This window comes from Flavobacteriaceae bacterium (assembly GCA_014075215.1).
In the GTDB taxonomy this organism is placed as follows: domain Bacteria; phylum Bacteroidota; class Bacteroidia; order Flavobacteriales; family Flavobacteriaceae; genus Polaribacter.
In genome coordinates this window covers 2,842,711-2,858,703 of the sequence record CP046177.1, presented here as the reverse complement: position 1 = coordinate 2,858,703, position 15,993 = coordinate 2,842,711, and the positions used below count along the sequence as shown (strand labels likewise).

Sequence of the window (15,993 nt, the reverse complement as noted above, 5' to 3'; positions counted from 1 at the left end):
TTTAATAGTATTATGTATGTTATGCTCTTCTTGTGATTATTTTGATTTACAACAAAAACAAGTTGCAAAAGTAGCTATTGTCGCTAGTGTTGGGAATGAAAAACTTACAAAGAGTGATATCGAAAATTTGTTTCCCGGTACGATATCCAAAGAAGATAGCCTGGTATTATTGAAAAGTATTATAACAAATTGGGCAACTCAAAAATTACTATTAAAAAAAGCTGAGGAGAATAGTACTCTGGAAAGCAATAAAGAAATTAACAAATTAGTTACGGATTACAGAAACAGTCTTATTATTAATAACTATAAGGAAAAGCTGGTAAAGCAAAAGTTAGATACTGTAGTTTCGGAGGAAGAGATAGATGCTTATTATGAAAGCAATAGTTTTAATTTTAGACTAAATGAAGAGCTTGTCAAAATCAGATACTTACGGTTTGGAAATACGATTTTGGATAAAATGCGTATCATTAAGCTATTTGCTTCTTCCAAACCGGAAGATATAGAAGAATTGGAACAACAACAACTAGGGTTTAAATCATATAGATTGAATGATTCTACTTGGGTTCCCCTTGAAAATGTTTTGTTAAAAATTCCTTTTTCCAAGGAGAAACTGTTAAAAAAAACAAAATATCTTCCAAAAGAAGATTCATTAGACTTATATTTGGTTGCAGTAAAAGACGTATTGTTAAGGAATCAAATAGCTCCTAAGAGCTATATTACTCCAACTATAAAACAAATGATTTTGCATAAAAGAAAATTAGATTTAATTAGAGAAATAGAAAAAATTATCCTTAAAGATGCTACACAAAGTAAAAATTTTAAAATGTATTAGCCTGTCACTTATATATACTGTTGTATGCATTCAACAAGCGCATTCTCAAAAAATTAAGATTGACGGAGTGGGAGTTGTGGTAGGCAAAAATATTGTATTGGATTCTGACATAGAAAAATTTAAATTAGAACTGGAAAATAACAGTGAGGGAAAAATAAAAATCTCGGATTGCGAAATGTTGGAACAATTGATGTTACAAAAACTATTAGCACATCACGCAGTGATTGACAGTATTGTAGTAACAGATACGGAGGTGAATGCTGCCGTTGAGAATAATATTAATTATTTTGCTCAACAATATGGAGGAAAAGATAAAGTCCCTGAAATTTACGGTTTTAATAGTATAGGAGAGTTAAAAACAGAGCTCTTTAAAATTGAAAAAGAAAATGTATTAATTAAAAAAGAACAACAGAAATTAACTGAAAAAATTGACGTGACCCCGGAAGAAGTGCGTTTGTATTATAATGGATTAAAAGAAAAAAATGAGTTGCCGGAGTTTCCTGCTGAAATTCAATTAGCTCAAATTGTTGTGTATGCAAAACCTACGGAGGAAGAAAATCAGAGAGTTATTAATGAGCTTTCTAAATTAAAAAAAGATATAGAAGAGGGGGCTAGTATCCGCATGAAAGCCATCATTAATTCTGAGGATCCTGCTGTTACTACTAATGGAGGGAAATATGAAATTACAAAAGACAGTCCTTTTATTAAAGAATTTAAAGAAACGGTTTTTTCCTTAGAGATAGGTGAGGTATCCGAGCCTTTTGAAACAGATTTTGGATATCATATTATTCAGTTACATGAAATTAAAGGAAATACCCGAAGTGCTTCTCATATTCTGTTGAGACCACAAATTGATGATAATAAACTAACAGCTGCTCAAAATTTAGTCACCCAAATTAGAAAGGATATTACGGCAGGAAAAATAACTTTTGAAGAAGCAGTTAAAAAATATTCCGAAGATAAGGACACAAAAAATAACGGAGGTTTGATTGTTAATCCATATACCGGAGAATCTACTTTTGATTTGACCAGAATGGATCCTGCACTATATGCAAGAGTCAATAATTTACAAAGCGGAAAAATGACAGAGCCCTTTTACGATGAGACCCGGACAGGAGAAAAAATGCATAAAGTGATCATGATGAGAGACCGTACAGATACACATATAGCAGACCTTGTTGATGATTATGTAAAAATACATGACCTTGCTTTGCAAAAGAAAAAACAAGAAACCATTGCTAAATGGGCTAAAGAAAAAATAGTAGATACCTATGTTAAAATTGGCCGGGAGTATGATAAATGTACTTTTGACAGAAACTGGAAAAAATTAGCAAATAGATAATGTCTGACGTAGCTGCTGTAGACCAATTAGTTTCCAATTATAAGAAGCTAAAAACTGAAATAGGAAAAATAATAATAGGGCAGGAAGAAGCAATTGATTTGGTATTGCTATCTGTTTTTTGCGGAGGGCATTCTTTATTGATTGGTGTTCCGGGTTTGGCTAAAACATTGTTGGTGAATACTATTTCCGATGTTTTAGGATTGCATTTTAAGAGGATTCAATTTACACCGGATTTAATGCCTTCAGATATTCTGGGCAGTGAAATATTAGATGAGAAAAGGCAATTCAAATTTATCAAAGGCCCCATATTTTCTAATATTATTCTTGCGGATGAGATTAACAGGACACCGCCTAAAACGCAAGCTGCTTTACTGGAAGCAATGCAAGAGCACTCTGTAACAATAGCCGGAACACATTATAAATTAGACACACCTTTTTATGTATTGGCTACTCAAAACCCGATAGAACAAGAAGGAACATATCCGCTGCCTGAAGCCCAATTGGACAGGTTTATGTTTTCTATTCACTTGGACTATCCTTCATTTAACGAAGAAGTTAAAGTGGTAAAAAATACTACTTCCGATATGGATATTTCTTTGAGTTCTTATTTTGTTGCATCTGAAATTATTGAAGCACAAAAGCTAATAAGAAAAGTTCCTGTTACAGACAACGTTATTGAATATGCCGTTTCGTTAGTAGGAAAAACACGCCCAAAATCTAAGGAAGCTACGGATATGGCGAGAAAATACCTAGATTGGGGAGCAGGCCCAAGAGCTTCTCAAAATTTAATATTGGCTGCCAAAGGGCATGCGGTTATTCAGGGAAAATACGCTCCGGACATAGAAGATGTGAAAGTAGTGGCAGTACCTATTTTATCTCATAGGATAGTAAAAAACTATAAGGCCGAAGCAGAAGGAATCACCTTAACCGAGATTATCAATTCATTACTTTAGTTCTTTAAAAAAACTAAACTTATTTCCACCATATTTTCTGCTATAACTAAAATTCGGATGATCGCTCATATCCGTATGTTTTGAATGTTCGATGATCAATATTCCCTGACTCTTTAATATTTTATTTTGGAAAACTAAATCTGCTATCTCTATGAGTTTTTCAATTTTGAAATCATAAGGAGGGTCTGCGAAAATAATGTCTGTTTTTAAAGAAGTTTTCTCTAAAAATTTATAAACATCACTTTTATAAGGGTGAATTGAAAACTCAAATTTATTAGCTGTATCGCGAATGAATTTTATACAAGCAAAATGACTATCTATTGCATAGATATCTGTTGTGCTTCGTGAAGCAAATTCATAGCTTATATTACCGGTTCCGGCAAATAGATCGATTACGGAAACATCTTCAAAATAAAAATGATTGTGAAGAATGTTGAATAAAGATTCCTTAGCCATACCTGTTGTGGGCCTAACGGGCAAATTTTTTGGTACTGTAATTCTCCTGCCTTTGTATGTGCCTGATATGATTCTCAATTATCCTAGTAAGATGAAATTTGAATGCCTAGAAAAATCAGGTGTATTGGAGAGAAGGAAATGGTCATTTTTTAAAAATGATACCTCTCGGATGTATTTGTATACGATGCTAAAAAGGTCAGATTCATTTTCAATTTCTCCTAATAAAATCACTTTTAATTTTTCGGGATTTAATTTTAGTTGCTCTGCGACAAACAAAATATAATAAATGAAATCTTCTTTGGAATGATATTCAAAAGAATTAGCAAAAATAAGTGAAATACCCTCTATAACAATAATATCAACGTGATGTTTGGATACATGAATATAAAACCGAAAGCCATTATTTTTCAATAATAATTTTTCTATCAACACGGTCATATGGTGTTTAAATTCAAACGGCCCAAAATTTTGGAACAAAAAATTGTTAATATTGATGTAGGGAATATATACATTCTTGACTCTGGTTTTGGAAATTGAATCAGAATCAATACGATCCGTAGCCAATATTTTTACGGTAAATTTAAGATAAGATTTCAATTCATTGGTATCAAACAAACTATCCGGAACCAGAGTGTTTAAATAGTTTTGATGAATTACGGAAACATTTTTAAAATCGGATTGTAATTCTTTTTCGGTTTTAAATGTGGTAACAATTTTGTTTAAACATACAGCTATAGATACCGTTTCCCGAAAAGAATACTCTTTTAAAAGATATATTTCGTCGTGTTGATTTGAGATAGAAAAAGAAAATCCATCCAAACTAAATTGGATGGATAAATTTTTTGATGTAATTTTTTCTTCTGAAATATTTTTACTTACTGCTCTCTTTTGCACGGTCATTTTTATCATAAAGAGGGGGCCAATTACCACCCGTAGTAACATCATCCAAAGAACCTACCGATATATATTCCCCTTTGACCTGATCAGCTGCGATAGCTTCTTTTTCTCGTTTTACCAAAGAAGAATCCATTCCTTTCAAGATGGAGGCCTTGTCTATCCTGGCTTCAAATACCGGTACTTTCAGGCCTTGTACTTTTTCAACCATACCCACCTGAAGTTCAAATTCTCTGTCTTCAAGGCCCGAAACTTTAAACATGTTTTTATAATCCTTCCCTTCAAAATTTTTTAATACGGGTTCATAGCCGGTAGTGTCTATGATTCGTTTTTCTTTATCGACCCATAAGGGTTGCCATCGGGTACCTTCATTTACTTTTATGATAGTATCTCTGGTTTCGGTAATGGCAAATTGAGCCGTGTCAATAAATCGAATAAGGAGTGCTCTATCATCCGTATAATTACCATTCACTTCTTTATAGGCAATTTCCGCATCTCTGATAATTTTTAAATTTTTAATTACCCTGGCATATTTTACCACCTTTTCTTTATCAAAATTGATAGGTTCCATAACGCCTTTATAAATTTTATAAGCTAAAAAAACCGATAAAAGAAGTAGTGCTGCGGATGTTAAAGCTCTATATTTTAACGGTAGAAACTTTACAATTAAATAAGCAAGTACAATAGTTATTATAATACCTATTGCGATTAGCACATATGACACCATATTATATTATTTTTGTTTTATACGTTGTTAGCAAAGCTACAATTTTTTTTTAACGATAAAAACTTTTAAAGATAAATCAGTATATCTTTGATATTTTATTTTTTCATGTCGAACTCATTTAAACTTTTTGGATGTAAGCGAACATTGGAAGTTTTTAGATATGTTGAAAGCTTTTTTGAGTTGCATAGCAGCGCTACGGAAGGAAAAAAAGATAAAAACAGAGTTAAAAACAGCAATTTTTTAGCAAATTGAAAAAATTTAAATGAGTTCGTCAAAAAAAACAACGGATTTTTATGAAGATCTTATAAAAAAGCACCCTTATTCACCTACAAATAAACAGGCGAAATCATTTCGTTTACTTACAAGCTTTATATTTGACAGCAACACTGATTCTATTTTTTTACTAAAAGGATATGCAGGTACCGGAAAAACAGCGGTTATCAGTACAGTCGTAAATAATTTATGGGAAACAGGAAAAAAAGCCGTGTTACTGGCACCTACCGGAAGAGCAGCAAAAGTGATTTCTGTAAACACTAAAAAGCAGGCATTTACCATACATAAGAAAATTTACTTTCCTAAGAAACAAAAAGATGGTACTGTAGATTTTGTTATACAACCCAACAGGCATACAAATACACTGTTTATAATAGACGAAGCTTCTATGATTTCCGATACATTTCAGGATACCCGTTTTTTTGACAAACGCGTTCTATTAGATGACCTTGTTTCGTATGTATATTCAGGGCGTAATTGTAAAATGATTTTTATTGGAGATACTGCTCAATTACCCCCGGTAAAGTCAATAATAAGTCCTGCATTGGAAGCTGAAAGGCTGGAAACCACATATCACAAAGAAATCATAGAAATAGAATTGGATGAAGTGGTACGGCAGCAGGAATATTCAGGGATTCTTGCAAATGCTACCTTATTGAGAATGCTAATTGATAATAACGCTTTTCATTTTAAGTTTGATATTGAGTATCCGGACGTGATTCGATTAACAGACGGATATGATATGGAAGACGCAATGGTTACAGCATACAATAATGAAGGGATAGAAGATACAGTTTTTATTGTAAGAACTAATAAGAGAGCTAACCAATATAATCAGCAAATAAGGACACGGATCGTAGGCCAGGAAAATGAGATTTCAACAGGAGATCATATTATGGTGGTAAAGAATAATTATTTTTGGCTAAAAAACGCTTCAATGGCGCATTTTATAGCTAATGGAGATATCTGTGAGATATTGAGAATTAGAGCTATAAAAGAATTGTACGGATTTAGGTTTGTCGAGGTTGAAATACGAATGATAGATTATCCGGATCAGAAGCCATTTGAAACCATCTTACTTTTAGATACATTAACCAGCGAAAAATCTTCACTATCGCATGAAGATTCAACGAAGTTATATGAAGCCGTAAAAGAAGATTATGCTCATGAAAAACCCCGGTATAAGCAAGTAATATCCATAAAAGAGAATAAGTATTTCAATGCGCTGCAAATCAAGTTTTCTTATGCTATAACATGTCATAAATCTCAGGGCGGACAATGGAATACGGTCTTTATAGAGCAACCTTATTTACCAACAGGCCCGGATAAAGAATATTTACGATGGTTGTATACAGCCATTACAAGGGCCCGAAAAAAGCTGTATTTAATTGGTTTTAAAGATGATTTTTTTGAATTGAACTCATTTTGACTTTTTCTATTTCCTAAAAAAGATACTGGATTCTGATACTGCCGTAAGAGTTGCCATTGGGGAATCTTAAGTTTTCTAATTTACTGGTATGAAAGTGGTAAGCATATCCTAAATTTATCCTGCGAAGTGTAAATAGAAAACCTATTTCAAAATCAAAACGAAAAGGGTTCACCGTGTAGGTAACAGGGCTTGTTGTATTTAAAAAACTTCCTTGTATGGTAGCATCGTATAACGCATACGTTACAGTCATTTTATAATAGAGCATAGATTCAACTTCGTTGACCGATTTGGTAGTATTATTATTTAAGTGAGTATTATAAGCAATGGAATTGGATATTTTTTGAAGCTTGTTAAAACCCAATCTGCCATAAAATCCGGAAGTAGCATCTGTAAAAACCGTACCTACTCTTAATGAGTTCATCCAGCTAACATCAAAATAATTAGCTCCCGAAGGAATTAATTGTTTTGTATAATGCCCGCTCAGATTCACTCCCAGGGCATTTTTTATCTGATATTTCCAACCAACAGAAGGAGTGAAATTATATATATCGTGAATAAGATTTTGTAAGTCTTTTCCTAATGCCAAAGGGCCAATAACTCCTAATTGCAATGCTATTTTTAAAATCTGCTGAGATGCATATACCTTTTTTACTCCCAAACCGGCATACAAATAAGCAGCAAATGGCCTATCGTGTTCTGATATGTCTTGAACAATTGACTTATGAGGCGTAAATATCAAATGCCCTAACTGCCATTCGTATATTTTTTTTTCAGTAATTCGTTTTTGTTTTTTGCCAGATATCTATAAGTAAAAAACACCCCATTTGTATAATACCGATCTTTGGATATGGAAGTAAACAGGTCATTATCATTAACAAAACTAAATTCCTTACCATACTGATATTGTGCTAAAGAAGTAATAGAGATAAAGAAAAAAAAGAATGTATACCTAATATTCATAAGACGTAGCAAATATATAATTTGTATCTAAGTACATGACAAAAATTTAGTCAGGTTTATATTGTTTTGATTTACAGGGTTTAACAGCACTGGCTAACTTTTCAAATGTAACGGTCTGCACCTTGCAAAGAGCAATAATGAAATGTGATATGAGTTTGATTCTTGCCAAATTGATCTTGCCTTGAAAATGAGAGCTTAAAACTGAATTTAATTCACTACTTTTAGTGATAGCATTGGTTTTCTCCATTAGAAAAATGATTGACGTTATTCTTCTAATATAATGAAAATCAATGCTTTATTCTAATAATTTAATATTTAATTTATTGATATTCAATGAATTATATTTTTGTCATGTACTAAAAATTTGTACTAAAATTAAATGTTAAACAATACGATTAAAAAAAAGATATTATTTTAGAGTTCATAATCAGTGTGAGACAAATGAATATAGAAACAGAACCTCAATTACTTCTGGAAGATTTTAATAATGCAACAACGAAAGCCGAGCTAATTGCTATTATTAAACAGAAAAAAATTCCTTTTCAGAAAGTAGAAGAGACATTAATATATAATGAAGAATTGAGATTATTACAAATTGAATTAGTAAAATTGCAGCAATGGGTCTTAAAAAATAATAAACGGGTTGCTGTTATTTTTGAAGGAAGAGATGCTGCGGGAAAAGGAGGAAGCATCAGAAGGTTTATGGAACACTTAAACCCCAGATCCTCCCGATTAGTAGCACTAAACAAACCTACTAATGTAGAAAAAGGACAGTGGTATTTTCAGCGTTATATTAAAGAGTTACCCAATCCGGGAGAAATTGTTTTTTTTGACAGAAGTTGGTATAACAGAGCAGTTGTAGAGCCAGTAATGGGATTTTGTACCAAAAAAGAGTACAAAGAATTTATGGTACAAGTACCTGAATTTGAGCATATGCTATATGAAGACGGGATGATCATCATAAAGTTCTGGCTGTCTATTTCCAAAGAAGAGCAATCCGGAAGGTTTGACAGAAGAAATGCAAACCCTCTAAAAAGATGGAAGTTTAGCCCGGTAGACAGAAAAGGACAGGAGTTATGGGACGTATATACGCATTATAAAAATGAAATGTTCAGTAAAACACATACCAGTTATAGCCCTTGGACCATTATTAAATCAAATAATAAAAAAGTAGCAAGGCTTGAAACTATGAGACACGTACTTTCCAGTTTCGAATATAAAGGCAAGGAGGAAGTACTAACTACCTTAACTCCTGATCCTAACACAGTGATGAGATATTACAGGTCTTCTTTTAAACCTAGCTGAGATGAATTTGGAATTGAAAACATCGGAAATAAATAAATTAAATGCTATGAAAGGATTGGTTGCGCTTTTATCCAGGGAACAACTAAACTATGAAAGAGCCATTAGATATATAAACTATGAAAAGAAATTAAAGAAACTCCAATTGGAAATTATTAAAGTTCAAAATTGGGCGATTCGGGAAAATAAAAAAATAGTCATTGTATTTGAAGGAAGAGATGCTGCGGGAAAAGGAGGAGCCATCAGAAGAATTACAGAGAGGATTAACCCTAGACATATTAGAATTGTTGCCTTACCCAAACCTACGGAAGACGAACAATCGCAATGGTATTTTCAACGCTATATAAATCAATTGCCAAAAGCTGGAGAAATGGTTTTTTTCAATAGAAGTTGGTATAACAGAGCTGTTGTAGAACCTGTGAATCATTTTTGTACCCAGGAACAATATCATATTTTTATGAATCAGGTAAATGATTTTGAAAGAATGATTTTGGAATCAGAGATTTACTTGGTAAAAATCTATATGTCTATTTCAAAAAAAGAACAATTTAAAAGATTCGATGAAATTAAAAAAGACCCTCTAAAACAGTGGAAAATGACAGATGTGGATAGGCGCGCCCAGGAATTATGGGATGACTATACAACCTATAAAAGAGCCATGTTTACAAAAACAAATACCCAAATTACTCCGTGGAAAGTCATACGAGCCAATAGGAAAACAACGGCCAGGATTAATGCAATCAACCATATCTTAAAAAGCATTCCCTACGATAAAAATATAGAAGTTTAGCCTGTCGGTTTTATCTTTGAAACAGCTATTTTCAATAAATTCTCCTTACCAAATTTTACACAGCTATTTTAATCGCAGAAAAGAAATAAAACATCTCGGCTGCCACCTGTCTGCTTGTTTTTAAATATGTTTTACCCTGTTTTTCGGTATTGTCAGAAAATTTTGGATCTGTATACGGTAAATGAAACCTCTGTATTGCTTCCGGAATAAAAGAACACTCCGCATCAGCACTATTACAGGTAGTGATGGCTATAAACGGTTTTTTATTGATTTTGTCATGATACATTTTTGAGAACCCTGAAATACCCTTCTCTGCTCCCTCAAATCGAATATCATATACCGGGTTTCGATGTGAAAAATGGATTAACTTAAAAATGAAACCGGCTTTTTGTAGTGCTTCAACAGTATTTGCATGAAAAGCCGTAATTTCTGTCCCACCTGAGAAAGAATGGATGTTTACATTAAAATAATGAGATGCAAAATAACTCCAGGCTTGGCCAAACTGACTTCTTCTGGAATTATATGTGCAGATAAAATTCAAGTTTACGGTTTTATCAATCTTATATCTATTAATAACAACTTCAGCTATTTGCATTAAACTGCTTTTTCTATCTTCAGTTATTTTAGCACTTTCAAAAGACCTTTCAAAGAATTCTTTTGTATGGGGCGGTTCAACTGTTATCATTATTATTATTTTTGTAGCGAAAATACTGTAAAGTAGTGTATTATACCAGTTATTATTTGAAATTATCGTAAAAGAAAATGATGATTTTTTTCTTTATTGGAGTCAGAAAAATAAAGTATAGCTTTCGTTACGGTTTCTTTTTATGGCGAACAAGAAAGGAAAAAAGAGCATTTTCTTTTACGATAATTTCAAGTGATAAATGGTATTAAATTATTAATCTAAAATTAAATAAAAGTTAAATGCACTTTAAAATTGGCGATACAGTTGCTGTTTTAGATGATACCTTAAAAGGTACCGTTATGGCTATTGATAAAAATACTGTTGAAATCAAAGGTTTGGATGGCATGACCTATTTTTATAATGCTTCCGAATTAATAAGCATTCGGAGAAACCGATACGAGTTATCAAAATTTAATGATAACGATAGCACTTTTCTGTCTGATAAAGACAACCATACCATCAAAAAAAATACTCTTAAAGCAGTAAAGTCTCAAACCGTTATAGAAGTTGATTTGCACATGCATCAATTAAAAAAAACAACTCAACGAATGGATAATTTTGATATGCTCATGTTTCAGCTAAACACTGCCAAAGCCAAATTAGATAGCGCCATACGAAAAAAAGTTTCTAAAATTATTTTTATTCATGGAGTAGGAGAGAGAGTTCTTAAAACCGAATTGAGGCACTTACTGGATAAATATCCCGTAACATATGATGATGCTTCTTATCAAAAATACGGATGGGGAGCTACTGAGGTAGTTATCTGTCAATGAACTCGTTTAGACTTTTTGGGTTTAAGTGAAAATTAGAAGTTTTTAGCTCTGTTGAAAGCTTTTTTGAGTTGCATAGCATTGCTACGGAAGGAAAAAAAGACAAAAACAGAACAGAAAACAGCAATTTTTTAGCAAATTCAAAAGTCTAAACGAGTTCAATGTACAAGCTCGTAAATTATAATGGACCTAAAGTTAATTTCACAAAAATTAAATGTAAGCAGTTGGTATTGAAGAAGTAAAAATTCATAATCATAAATTTAAAATTCATAATTTATATAATGTTTACCTTTGCTTTATGTTAAAAGTATATTTGGATAATGCTGCGACAACACCTGTAAACAAGGAAGTTATTAAGGTAATGACCGAATCAATGCAAATTGTTTTCGGCAACCCTTCCTCCACACACCAATTTGGCAGAAAAGCAAGAGCTGTAGTAGAAGTAGCAAGAAAAAATATAGCAAGTCATTTTAATGTAACGGCCGGTGAAATTATTTTTACTGCCGGAGGAACGGAAGCAGATAATCTGATTTTACACAATGCTGTTACTAATTTGGATGTACAGCGAATCGTTACTTCTAAAATTGAGCACCATGCGGTTTTACATACGGTACTGTTCTTAAAAAAAGAATTTGGAATTATTGTTGAATATATCGATATACACGCTGATGGTAGTATTCATTTGGAAGATTTGGAAGAGAAACTAAAAACTTCAGGTAAAAAAACCATGGTAAGCCTGTTATATATAAATAATGAAATAGGAAATGTATTACCTATAAATAAAGTAGCTGCATTATGTCAAAAATACAAAGCATTGTTTCATTCGGACACAGTACAGGCAATAGGTCATTATGCTATTGATTTGCAAAAAACACCTGTGGATTTTATTGCTGCCAGTGCTCATAAATTTAACGGTCCAAAAGGAGTTGGTTTTGCTTATTTTAAAAAAGGATATGGCATAAAGCCAATATTGCATGGAGGGAATCAGGAAAAAGGAGTAAGATCCGGTACGGAAAATGTACATGCTATTGCAGGTATGGAAAAAGCACTGGAACTATCTTGTGATTCCATGAAAAAAGATGAAATATATCTGAATACTTTAAAGCAATATTTTATAACTGAACTAAAAGCACTGCCTCCCGATATAACATTTAACGGATGCTCAGGCAATATCACCAAGAGCAGTTGTACCATTTTAAATGTACTTTTCCCGTTTACAGATGATATGCTGTTATTTAGTTTGGACTTACACGGAATAGCTGTTTCCGGAGGTAGTGCCTGTCAGAGTGGAAGCCATGCAGGATCTCATGTTTTAAACGAATTGTTAAATGAAGAAGATAAACTCAAAACAGCTATTCGTTTTTCTTTTAGCAGAGATACTACTAAGGAAGAATTGGATTACACCATTAAGAAGTTAAAAGAATTGATAATTTAACTTACACGGCATTTTCATAAAAAATTTTTAGATGAAAAAAACATCATTTTTTTGGCTCAAATTATCATACTGAATTTGATATTACATCCTATGTGATTAATTTTTGTTACAAAAATCACGTCAAATCCAGATTAAATAAGTGAAAATTATTTTTATGAAAATACCGTGACTTAACTTATGAACTCATTTTAAGTTCTGAAAATTTGCTTTAAATTTATCTTTTGCGCCCATATTTTGTCTTTTTCTTGTTCCGTAGCCCTGCTATGCAACTCAAAAAAGTCTTCACCCGGACACAAAATCTTTAATTCTTGCTTAAATTTGATAATTCAAGATGATTTCTATATCTTAATAAGGATATTAGTATGGTTATTTTATGACGATAAGTTACAAATGTAAAACAACCTTATTTAGATCTGCTCAATGCTCAAACCTGGAACTTGAAACTTTCTAACTTGAAACTTTCTAACTTGAAACAGTATTAATATAAATGCTTAAATTTAATCGGGTCAGTTTCATGCATCATTTCATATACTTTTTCAAAGATATCTTCTGCGGAAGGTTTGGAAAAATAATCACCGTCACTTCCGTATGCCGGCCTGTGCGCTTTAGCCGTTAGAGTAGCAGGTTTGCTGTCCAGATATTGATATCCGTTTTGTTTTTCTACAATTTCCTGTAATAAATATGCCGAAGCCCCTCCGGGAACGTCTTCGTCTACTATTAATAAACGATTTGTTTTTTCGATGGATTTTACAGTATCATGTTGTATATCAAAAGGTAATAAACTTTGTATGTCAATGATTTCCACATCAATGTCTACCTGCTCCAAATCTTTAGTAGCTTCTTCTACTATTCGTAAAGTAGAACCATAAGAGATAATGGTCATATCTTTTCCCTCTTTGATGGTTTCCACAACTCCAACGGGTGTTGTAAATTCACCTAAGTTTACAGGTAATCGTTCTTTTAACCGGTATCCGTTTAAGCATTCTATGATCAATGCAGGGTCGTCTGATTGTAGTAAGGTATTGTAAAATCCCGCTGCTTTGGTCATGTTTCTTGGTACGAGTACATGAATGCCTCTGACGTTATGAATAATGCCCCCCATGGGAGATCCGGAATGCCAGATGCCCTCCAATCTATGCCCGCGAGTTCTGATAATTAAGGGTGCTTTTTGTTTTCCGAAAGTTCTGTAACGTACTGTTGCCAAATCATCACTTATGATTTGTAATGCATACATAAGATAGTCTAAATATTGAATTTCCGCAATGGGCCTTAAGCCTCGCATGGCCATTCCGATTCCCTGCCCAATAATGGTAGCTTCGCGAATTCCGGTATCAAAAACTCTAAATCTACCGTATTTTTTCTGTAATCCTTCCAAACCCTGGTTTACATCTCCAATATATCCTACATCCTCTCCAAAGATTAGTACTTCAGAGTACTTTTTTAAAAGTGCATCGAAATTATCACGCATAATTATTCTGGCATCTGTAAAATTTTCTTCTTCGGGATATTCGGCTTTTATTTCAGGTATGTGTAAAGCACTTTTTTCAGTTTCACTTATTAGATGAGATGAATATTTAAACGCTGCATCCTTTAAATAGGATTTGATGAAATGTTGTAATGCTGTTTTTTCTGTAAAATTTTCATCTTTGATATAGCGTATCACTTTTCTGGCCGTACTGAGGACGTCTTTTCGAATGGGTTCTACAATAGCGTTTAAGTCATTTTTTAGTTTTAAGATAGAGGTAGCATTACTACTTTTTGTAGCAATTTTATCAATTAATTCAGATAGTGTGTTCCTGTCTGATTTGATTTCATTCAGGAAAGCATTCCATGCATTTCTTTTTGCCATAGCTACTTCTTTTTTAGCTTCTTTTTCGATGGCTACTAAGTCTTCTTCGGATGATACAAATTTTAGAACATCGCCCTGGTTATTTTCTAACTCAAATTCCAAAATCCATTGACGCATTTTGGCGATACAGTCAAAATTTTGCTCCCATTGTAATCTTTCGGAACTTTTATAACGTTCGTGAGATCCGGAGGTAGAATGCCCTTGAGGTTGTGTCAGCTCTTTAACGTGAATCAAAACAGGAACATGCTGTTCTCTTGCTATTTTGGACACTTTATTATATACATTGATTAACTGCACATAGTCCCACCCGTTTACCACAAATATTTCATAACCATTGGTGTTATTTTCTTTCTGAAAACCTTTTAAGATTTCGGAAATACTTTCTTTAGTGGTTTGGTGTTTTGCATGTACCGAGATTCCATATACATCATCCCAAATACTAATGACCATTGGAACCTGCATGACACCGGCTGCATTGATAGTCTCAAAAAACAGGCCTTCGCTTGTGCTTGCATTCCCAATCGTCCCCCAGGCTATTTCATTTCCATTAATAGAAAAATCAGTGTTTTTTTTTAAGAGATCTACATTTCTAAAAACTTTTGAAGCTTGTGCCAATCCCAGAAGTCTGGGCATTTGAGCAGCGGTCGGAGAAATATCTGAACTTGAATTTCTCTGAACAGTTAAATTTTTCCAGTTCCCATCTTCATGTAAGCTATGAGTAGCAAAATGCCCTCCCATTTGACGGCCGGCAGACATAGGCTCTATATCGATATCAGTATGTGCATATAAACCCGCAAAAAACTGTTGCGGATCTAATTCTCCTATTGCCATCATAAATGTCTGATCTCTATAGTAGCCCGATCTAAAATCACCATTTTTAAAGGCTTTTGCCAAGGCCAATTGGGGAACTTCTTTTCCGTCTCCAAAAATTCCGAATTTGGCTTTACCGGTTAAAACCTCTCTACGACCCAACAAACTGCACTCTCTGCTGATACGAGCAATCTTATAATCTCGTAAAACTTCGTTTTTAAAATCTTTAAAAGAAAGCTCTTCGGTACTTGGCTCGGCAGTAGTCAACATAGTGTGTCTGATAAATGGTATGATATCTTGCAAAGATAGTTTTTTTAAATGAAAGAGATCTTTGCAGAATTGATTTGACAAAAAAGTTCGACACCCGAAGAAAATTTTCAACCGGAATAACCTGTTGGTTTTGAGGATTTAATACCAAAAAGAATACTAAAATAGTCCAATCTTGCTATGAAAATTCCAAATTTCATCGCTAAAAATACTCGGCGT

Annotated in this window: 13 protein-coding genes and 2 pseudogenes; 8 read left to right on the top strand and 7 right to left on the bottom strand. The window is 33.1% G+C overall.

Going from position 1 to position 15,993, the window contains the following annotated elements:
* Positions 1-16 precede the first annotated feature (16 nt).
* Genes GKR88_14080 through GKR88_14070 form a run of 3 tightly spaced genes read left to right on the top strand, consistent with a single transcriptional unit; the run spans position 17 to position 3,127 of the window.
* A complete protein-coding gene (locus GKR88_14080; GenBank protein ID QMU65310.1) occupies positions 17-832 on the top strand; it encodes a hypothetical protein in 816 nt (271 codons plus the stop codon).
* Entirely contained in the window at positions 798-2,174 is a 1,377-nt protein-coding gene (locus tag GKR88_14075) for a peptidylprolyl isomerase (GenBank protein QMU65309.1), read from the top strand. Before GKR88_14080 ends, GKR88_14075 begins: the two co-directional genes overlap by 35 nt.
* Positions 2,174-3,127 (top strand): AAA domain-containing protein, encoded by a 954-nt coding sequence (locus GKR88_14070; protein ID QMU65308.1) that lies wholly within the window; start codon positions 2,174-2,176, stop codon positions 3,125-3,127. Before GKR88_14075 ends, GKR88_14070 begins: the two co-directional genes overlap by 1 nt.
* On the opposite strand, the gene GKR88_14065 is transcribed toward GKR88_14070, so the two are convergent.
* Genes GKR88_14065 through GKR88_14055 form a run of 3 tightly spaced genes read right to left on the bottom strand, consistent with a single transcriptional unit; the run spans position 3,119 to position 5,204 of the window.
* A complete protein-coding gene (locus GKR88_14065; protein ID QMU65307.1) occupies positions 3,119-3,661 on the bottom strand; it encodes a methyltransferase in 543 nt (180 codons plus the stop codon). The two genes, GKR88_14070 and GKR88_14065, sit on opposite strands and share 9 nt — an antisense overlap.
* Positions 3,662-4,483, bottom strand: a complete 822-nt coding sequence (locus tag GKR88_14060; protein QMU65306.1) for a DUF3822 family protein — start codon at positions 4,481-4,483, stop codon at positions 3,662-3,664.
* On the bottom strand, positions 4,455-5,204 hold the full coding sequence (locus GKR88_14055) for a hypothetical protein (protein ID QMU65305.1): 750 nt from the start codon (positions 5,202-5,204) through the stop codon (positions 4,455-4,457). The genes GKR88_14060 and GKR88_14055 overlap by 29 nt, the downstream gene beginning before the upstream one ends.
* A gap of 262 nt (positions 5,205-5,466) precedes the next feature.
* Between GKR88_14055 and GKR88_14050 the strand changes: the two genes are divergently transcribed.
* Positions 5,467-6,906, top strand: a complete 1,440-nt coding sequence (locus GKR88_14050) for an AAA family ATPase (protein ID QMU65304.1) — start codon at positions 5,467-5,469, stop codon at positions 6,904-6,906.
* A gap of 13 nt (positions 6,907-6,919) precedes the next feature.
* Here GKR88_14050 and GKR88_14045 read toward each other — a convergent pair.
* Positions 6,920-7,866, bottom strand: a pseudogene (locus tag GKR88_14045) (DUF2219 family protein).
* Between the two features lie 85 nt (positions 7,867-7,951).
* A pseudogene (locus tag GKR88_14040) lies at positions 7,952-8,113 on the bottom strand (IS4 family transposase).
* Between the two features lie 194 nt (positions 8,114-8,307).
* Here GKR88_14040 and ppk2 (GKR88_14035) point away from each other — a divergent pair.
* Together ppk2 (GKR88_14035) and ppk2 (GKR88_14030) are read left to right on the top strand one after the other, a co-directional pair.
* Positions 8,308-9,171 carry a polyphosphate kinase 2 gene (gene ppk2, locus GKR88_14035; GenBank protein ID QMU65303.1) on the top strand — a complete coding sequence of 288 codons (864 nt, stop codon included), beginning with the start codon at positions 8,308-8,310 and terminating at the stop codon, positions 9,169-9,171.
* A 1-nt stretch (position 9,172) separates the two neighbouring features.
* The gene (gene ppk2 / locus GKR88_14030; GenBank protein ID QMU65302.1) at positions 9,173-9,958 is read left to right on the top strand and encodes a polyphosphate kinase 2; all 786 of its coding nucleotides are present in this window, start codon (positions 9,173-9,175) and stop codon (positions 9,956-9,958) included.
* Positions 9,959-10,013: 55 nt separating this feature from the next.
* Here ppk2 (GKR88_14030) and GKR88_14025 read toward each other — a convergent pair whose 3' ends face one another.
* Positions 10,014-10,643: a hypothetical protein gene (locus tag GKR88_14025; protein QMU65301.1), complete on the bottom strand. Its 630-nt coding sequence runs from the start codon at positions 10,641-10,643 to the stop codon at positions 10,014-10,016.
* Positions 10,644-10,882: 239 nt separating this feature from the next.
* Here GKR88_14025 and GKR88_14020 point away from each other — a divergent pair, with 239 nt between their 5' ends.
* Positions 10,883-11,416, top strand: a complete 534-nt coding sequence (locus GKR88_14020) for a DNA mismatch repair protein MutS (GenBank protein ID QMU65300.1) — start codon at positions 10,883-10,885, stop codon at positions 11,414-11,416.
* 295 nt (positions 11,417-11,711) lie between these two features.
* A complete protein-coding gene (locus GKR88_14015) occupies positions 11,712-12,848 on the top strand; it encodes an aminotransferase class V-fold PLP-dependent enzyme (protein ID QMU65299.1) in 1,137 nt (378 codons plus the stop codon).
* Positions 12,849-13,326: 478 nt separating this feature from the next.
* On the opposite strand, the gene GKR88_14010 is transcribed toward GKR88_14015, so the two are convergent.
* Positions 13,327-15,777, bottom strand: coding sequence for a transketolase (locus tag GKR88_14010; protein QMU66726.1), 2,451 nt, complete (start codon positions 15,775-15,777; stop codon positions 13,327-13,329).
* Positions 15,778-15,993: the final 216 nt, after the last annotated feature.

Excerpts from the sequence above, each read along its gene's own strand:
- GKR88_14080 (QMU65310.1), top strand. The coding sequence starts at position 17 with ATGTTATGCTCTTCTTGTGATTATTTTGATTTACAACAAAAACAAGTT.
- GKR88_14075 (QMU65309.1), top strand. The coding sequence starts at position 798 with ATGCTACACAAAGTAAAAATTTTAAAATGTATTAGCCTGTCACTTATA.
- GKR88_14070 (QMU65308.1), top strand. The coding sequence starts at position 2,174 with ATGTCTGACGTAGCTGCTGTAGACCAATTAGTTTCCAATTATAAGAAG.
- GKR88_14060 (QMU65306.1), bottom strand. The coding sequence starts at position 4,483 with ATGACCGTGCAAAAGAGAGCAGTAAGTAAAAATATTTCAGAAGAAAAA.
- GKR88_14055 (QMU65305.1), bottom strand. The coding sequence starts at position 5,204 with ATGGTGTCATATGTGCTAATCGCAATAGGTATTATAATAACTATTGTA.
- GKR88_14050 (QMU65304.1), top strand. The coding sequence starts at position 5,467 with ATGAGTTCGTCAAAAAAAACAACGGATTTTTATGAAGATCTTATAAAA.
- ppk2 (QMU65303.1), top strand. The coding sequence starts at position 8,308 with ATGAATATAGAAACAGAACCTCAATTACTTCTGGAAGATTTTAATAAT.
- ppk2 (QMU65302.1), top strand. The coding sequence starts at position 9,173 with ATGAATTTGGAATTGAAAACATCGGAAATAAATAAATTAAATGCTATG.
- GKR88_14025 (QMU65301.1), bottom strand. The coding sequence starts at position 10,643 with ATGATAACAGTTGAACCGCCCCATACAAAAGAATTCTTTGAAAGGTCT.
- GKR88_14020 (QMU65300.1), top strand. The coding sequence starts at position 10,883 with ATGCACTTTAAAATTGGCGATACAGTTGCTGTTTTAGATGATACCTTA.
- GKR88_14015 (QMU65299.1), top strand. The coding sequence starts at position 11,712 with ATGTTAAAAGTATATTTGGATAATGCTGCGACAACACCTGTAAACAAG.
- GKR88_14010 (QMU66726.1), bottom strand. The coding sequence starts at position 15,777 with ATGTTGACTACTGCCGAGCCAAGTACCGAAGAGCTTTCTTTTAAAGAT.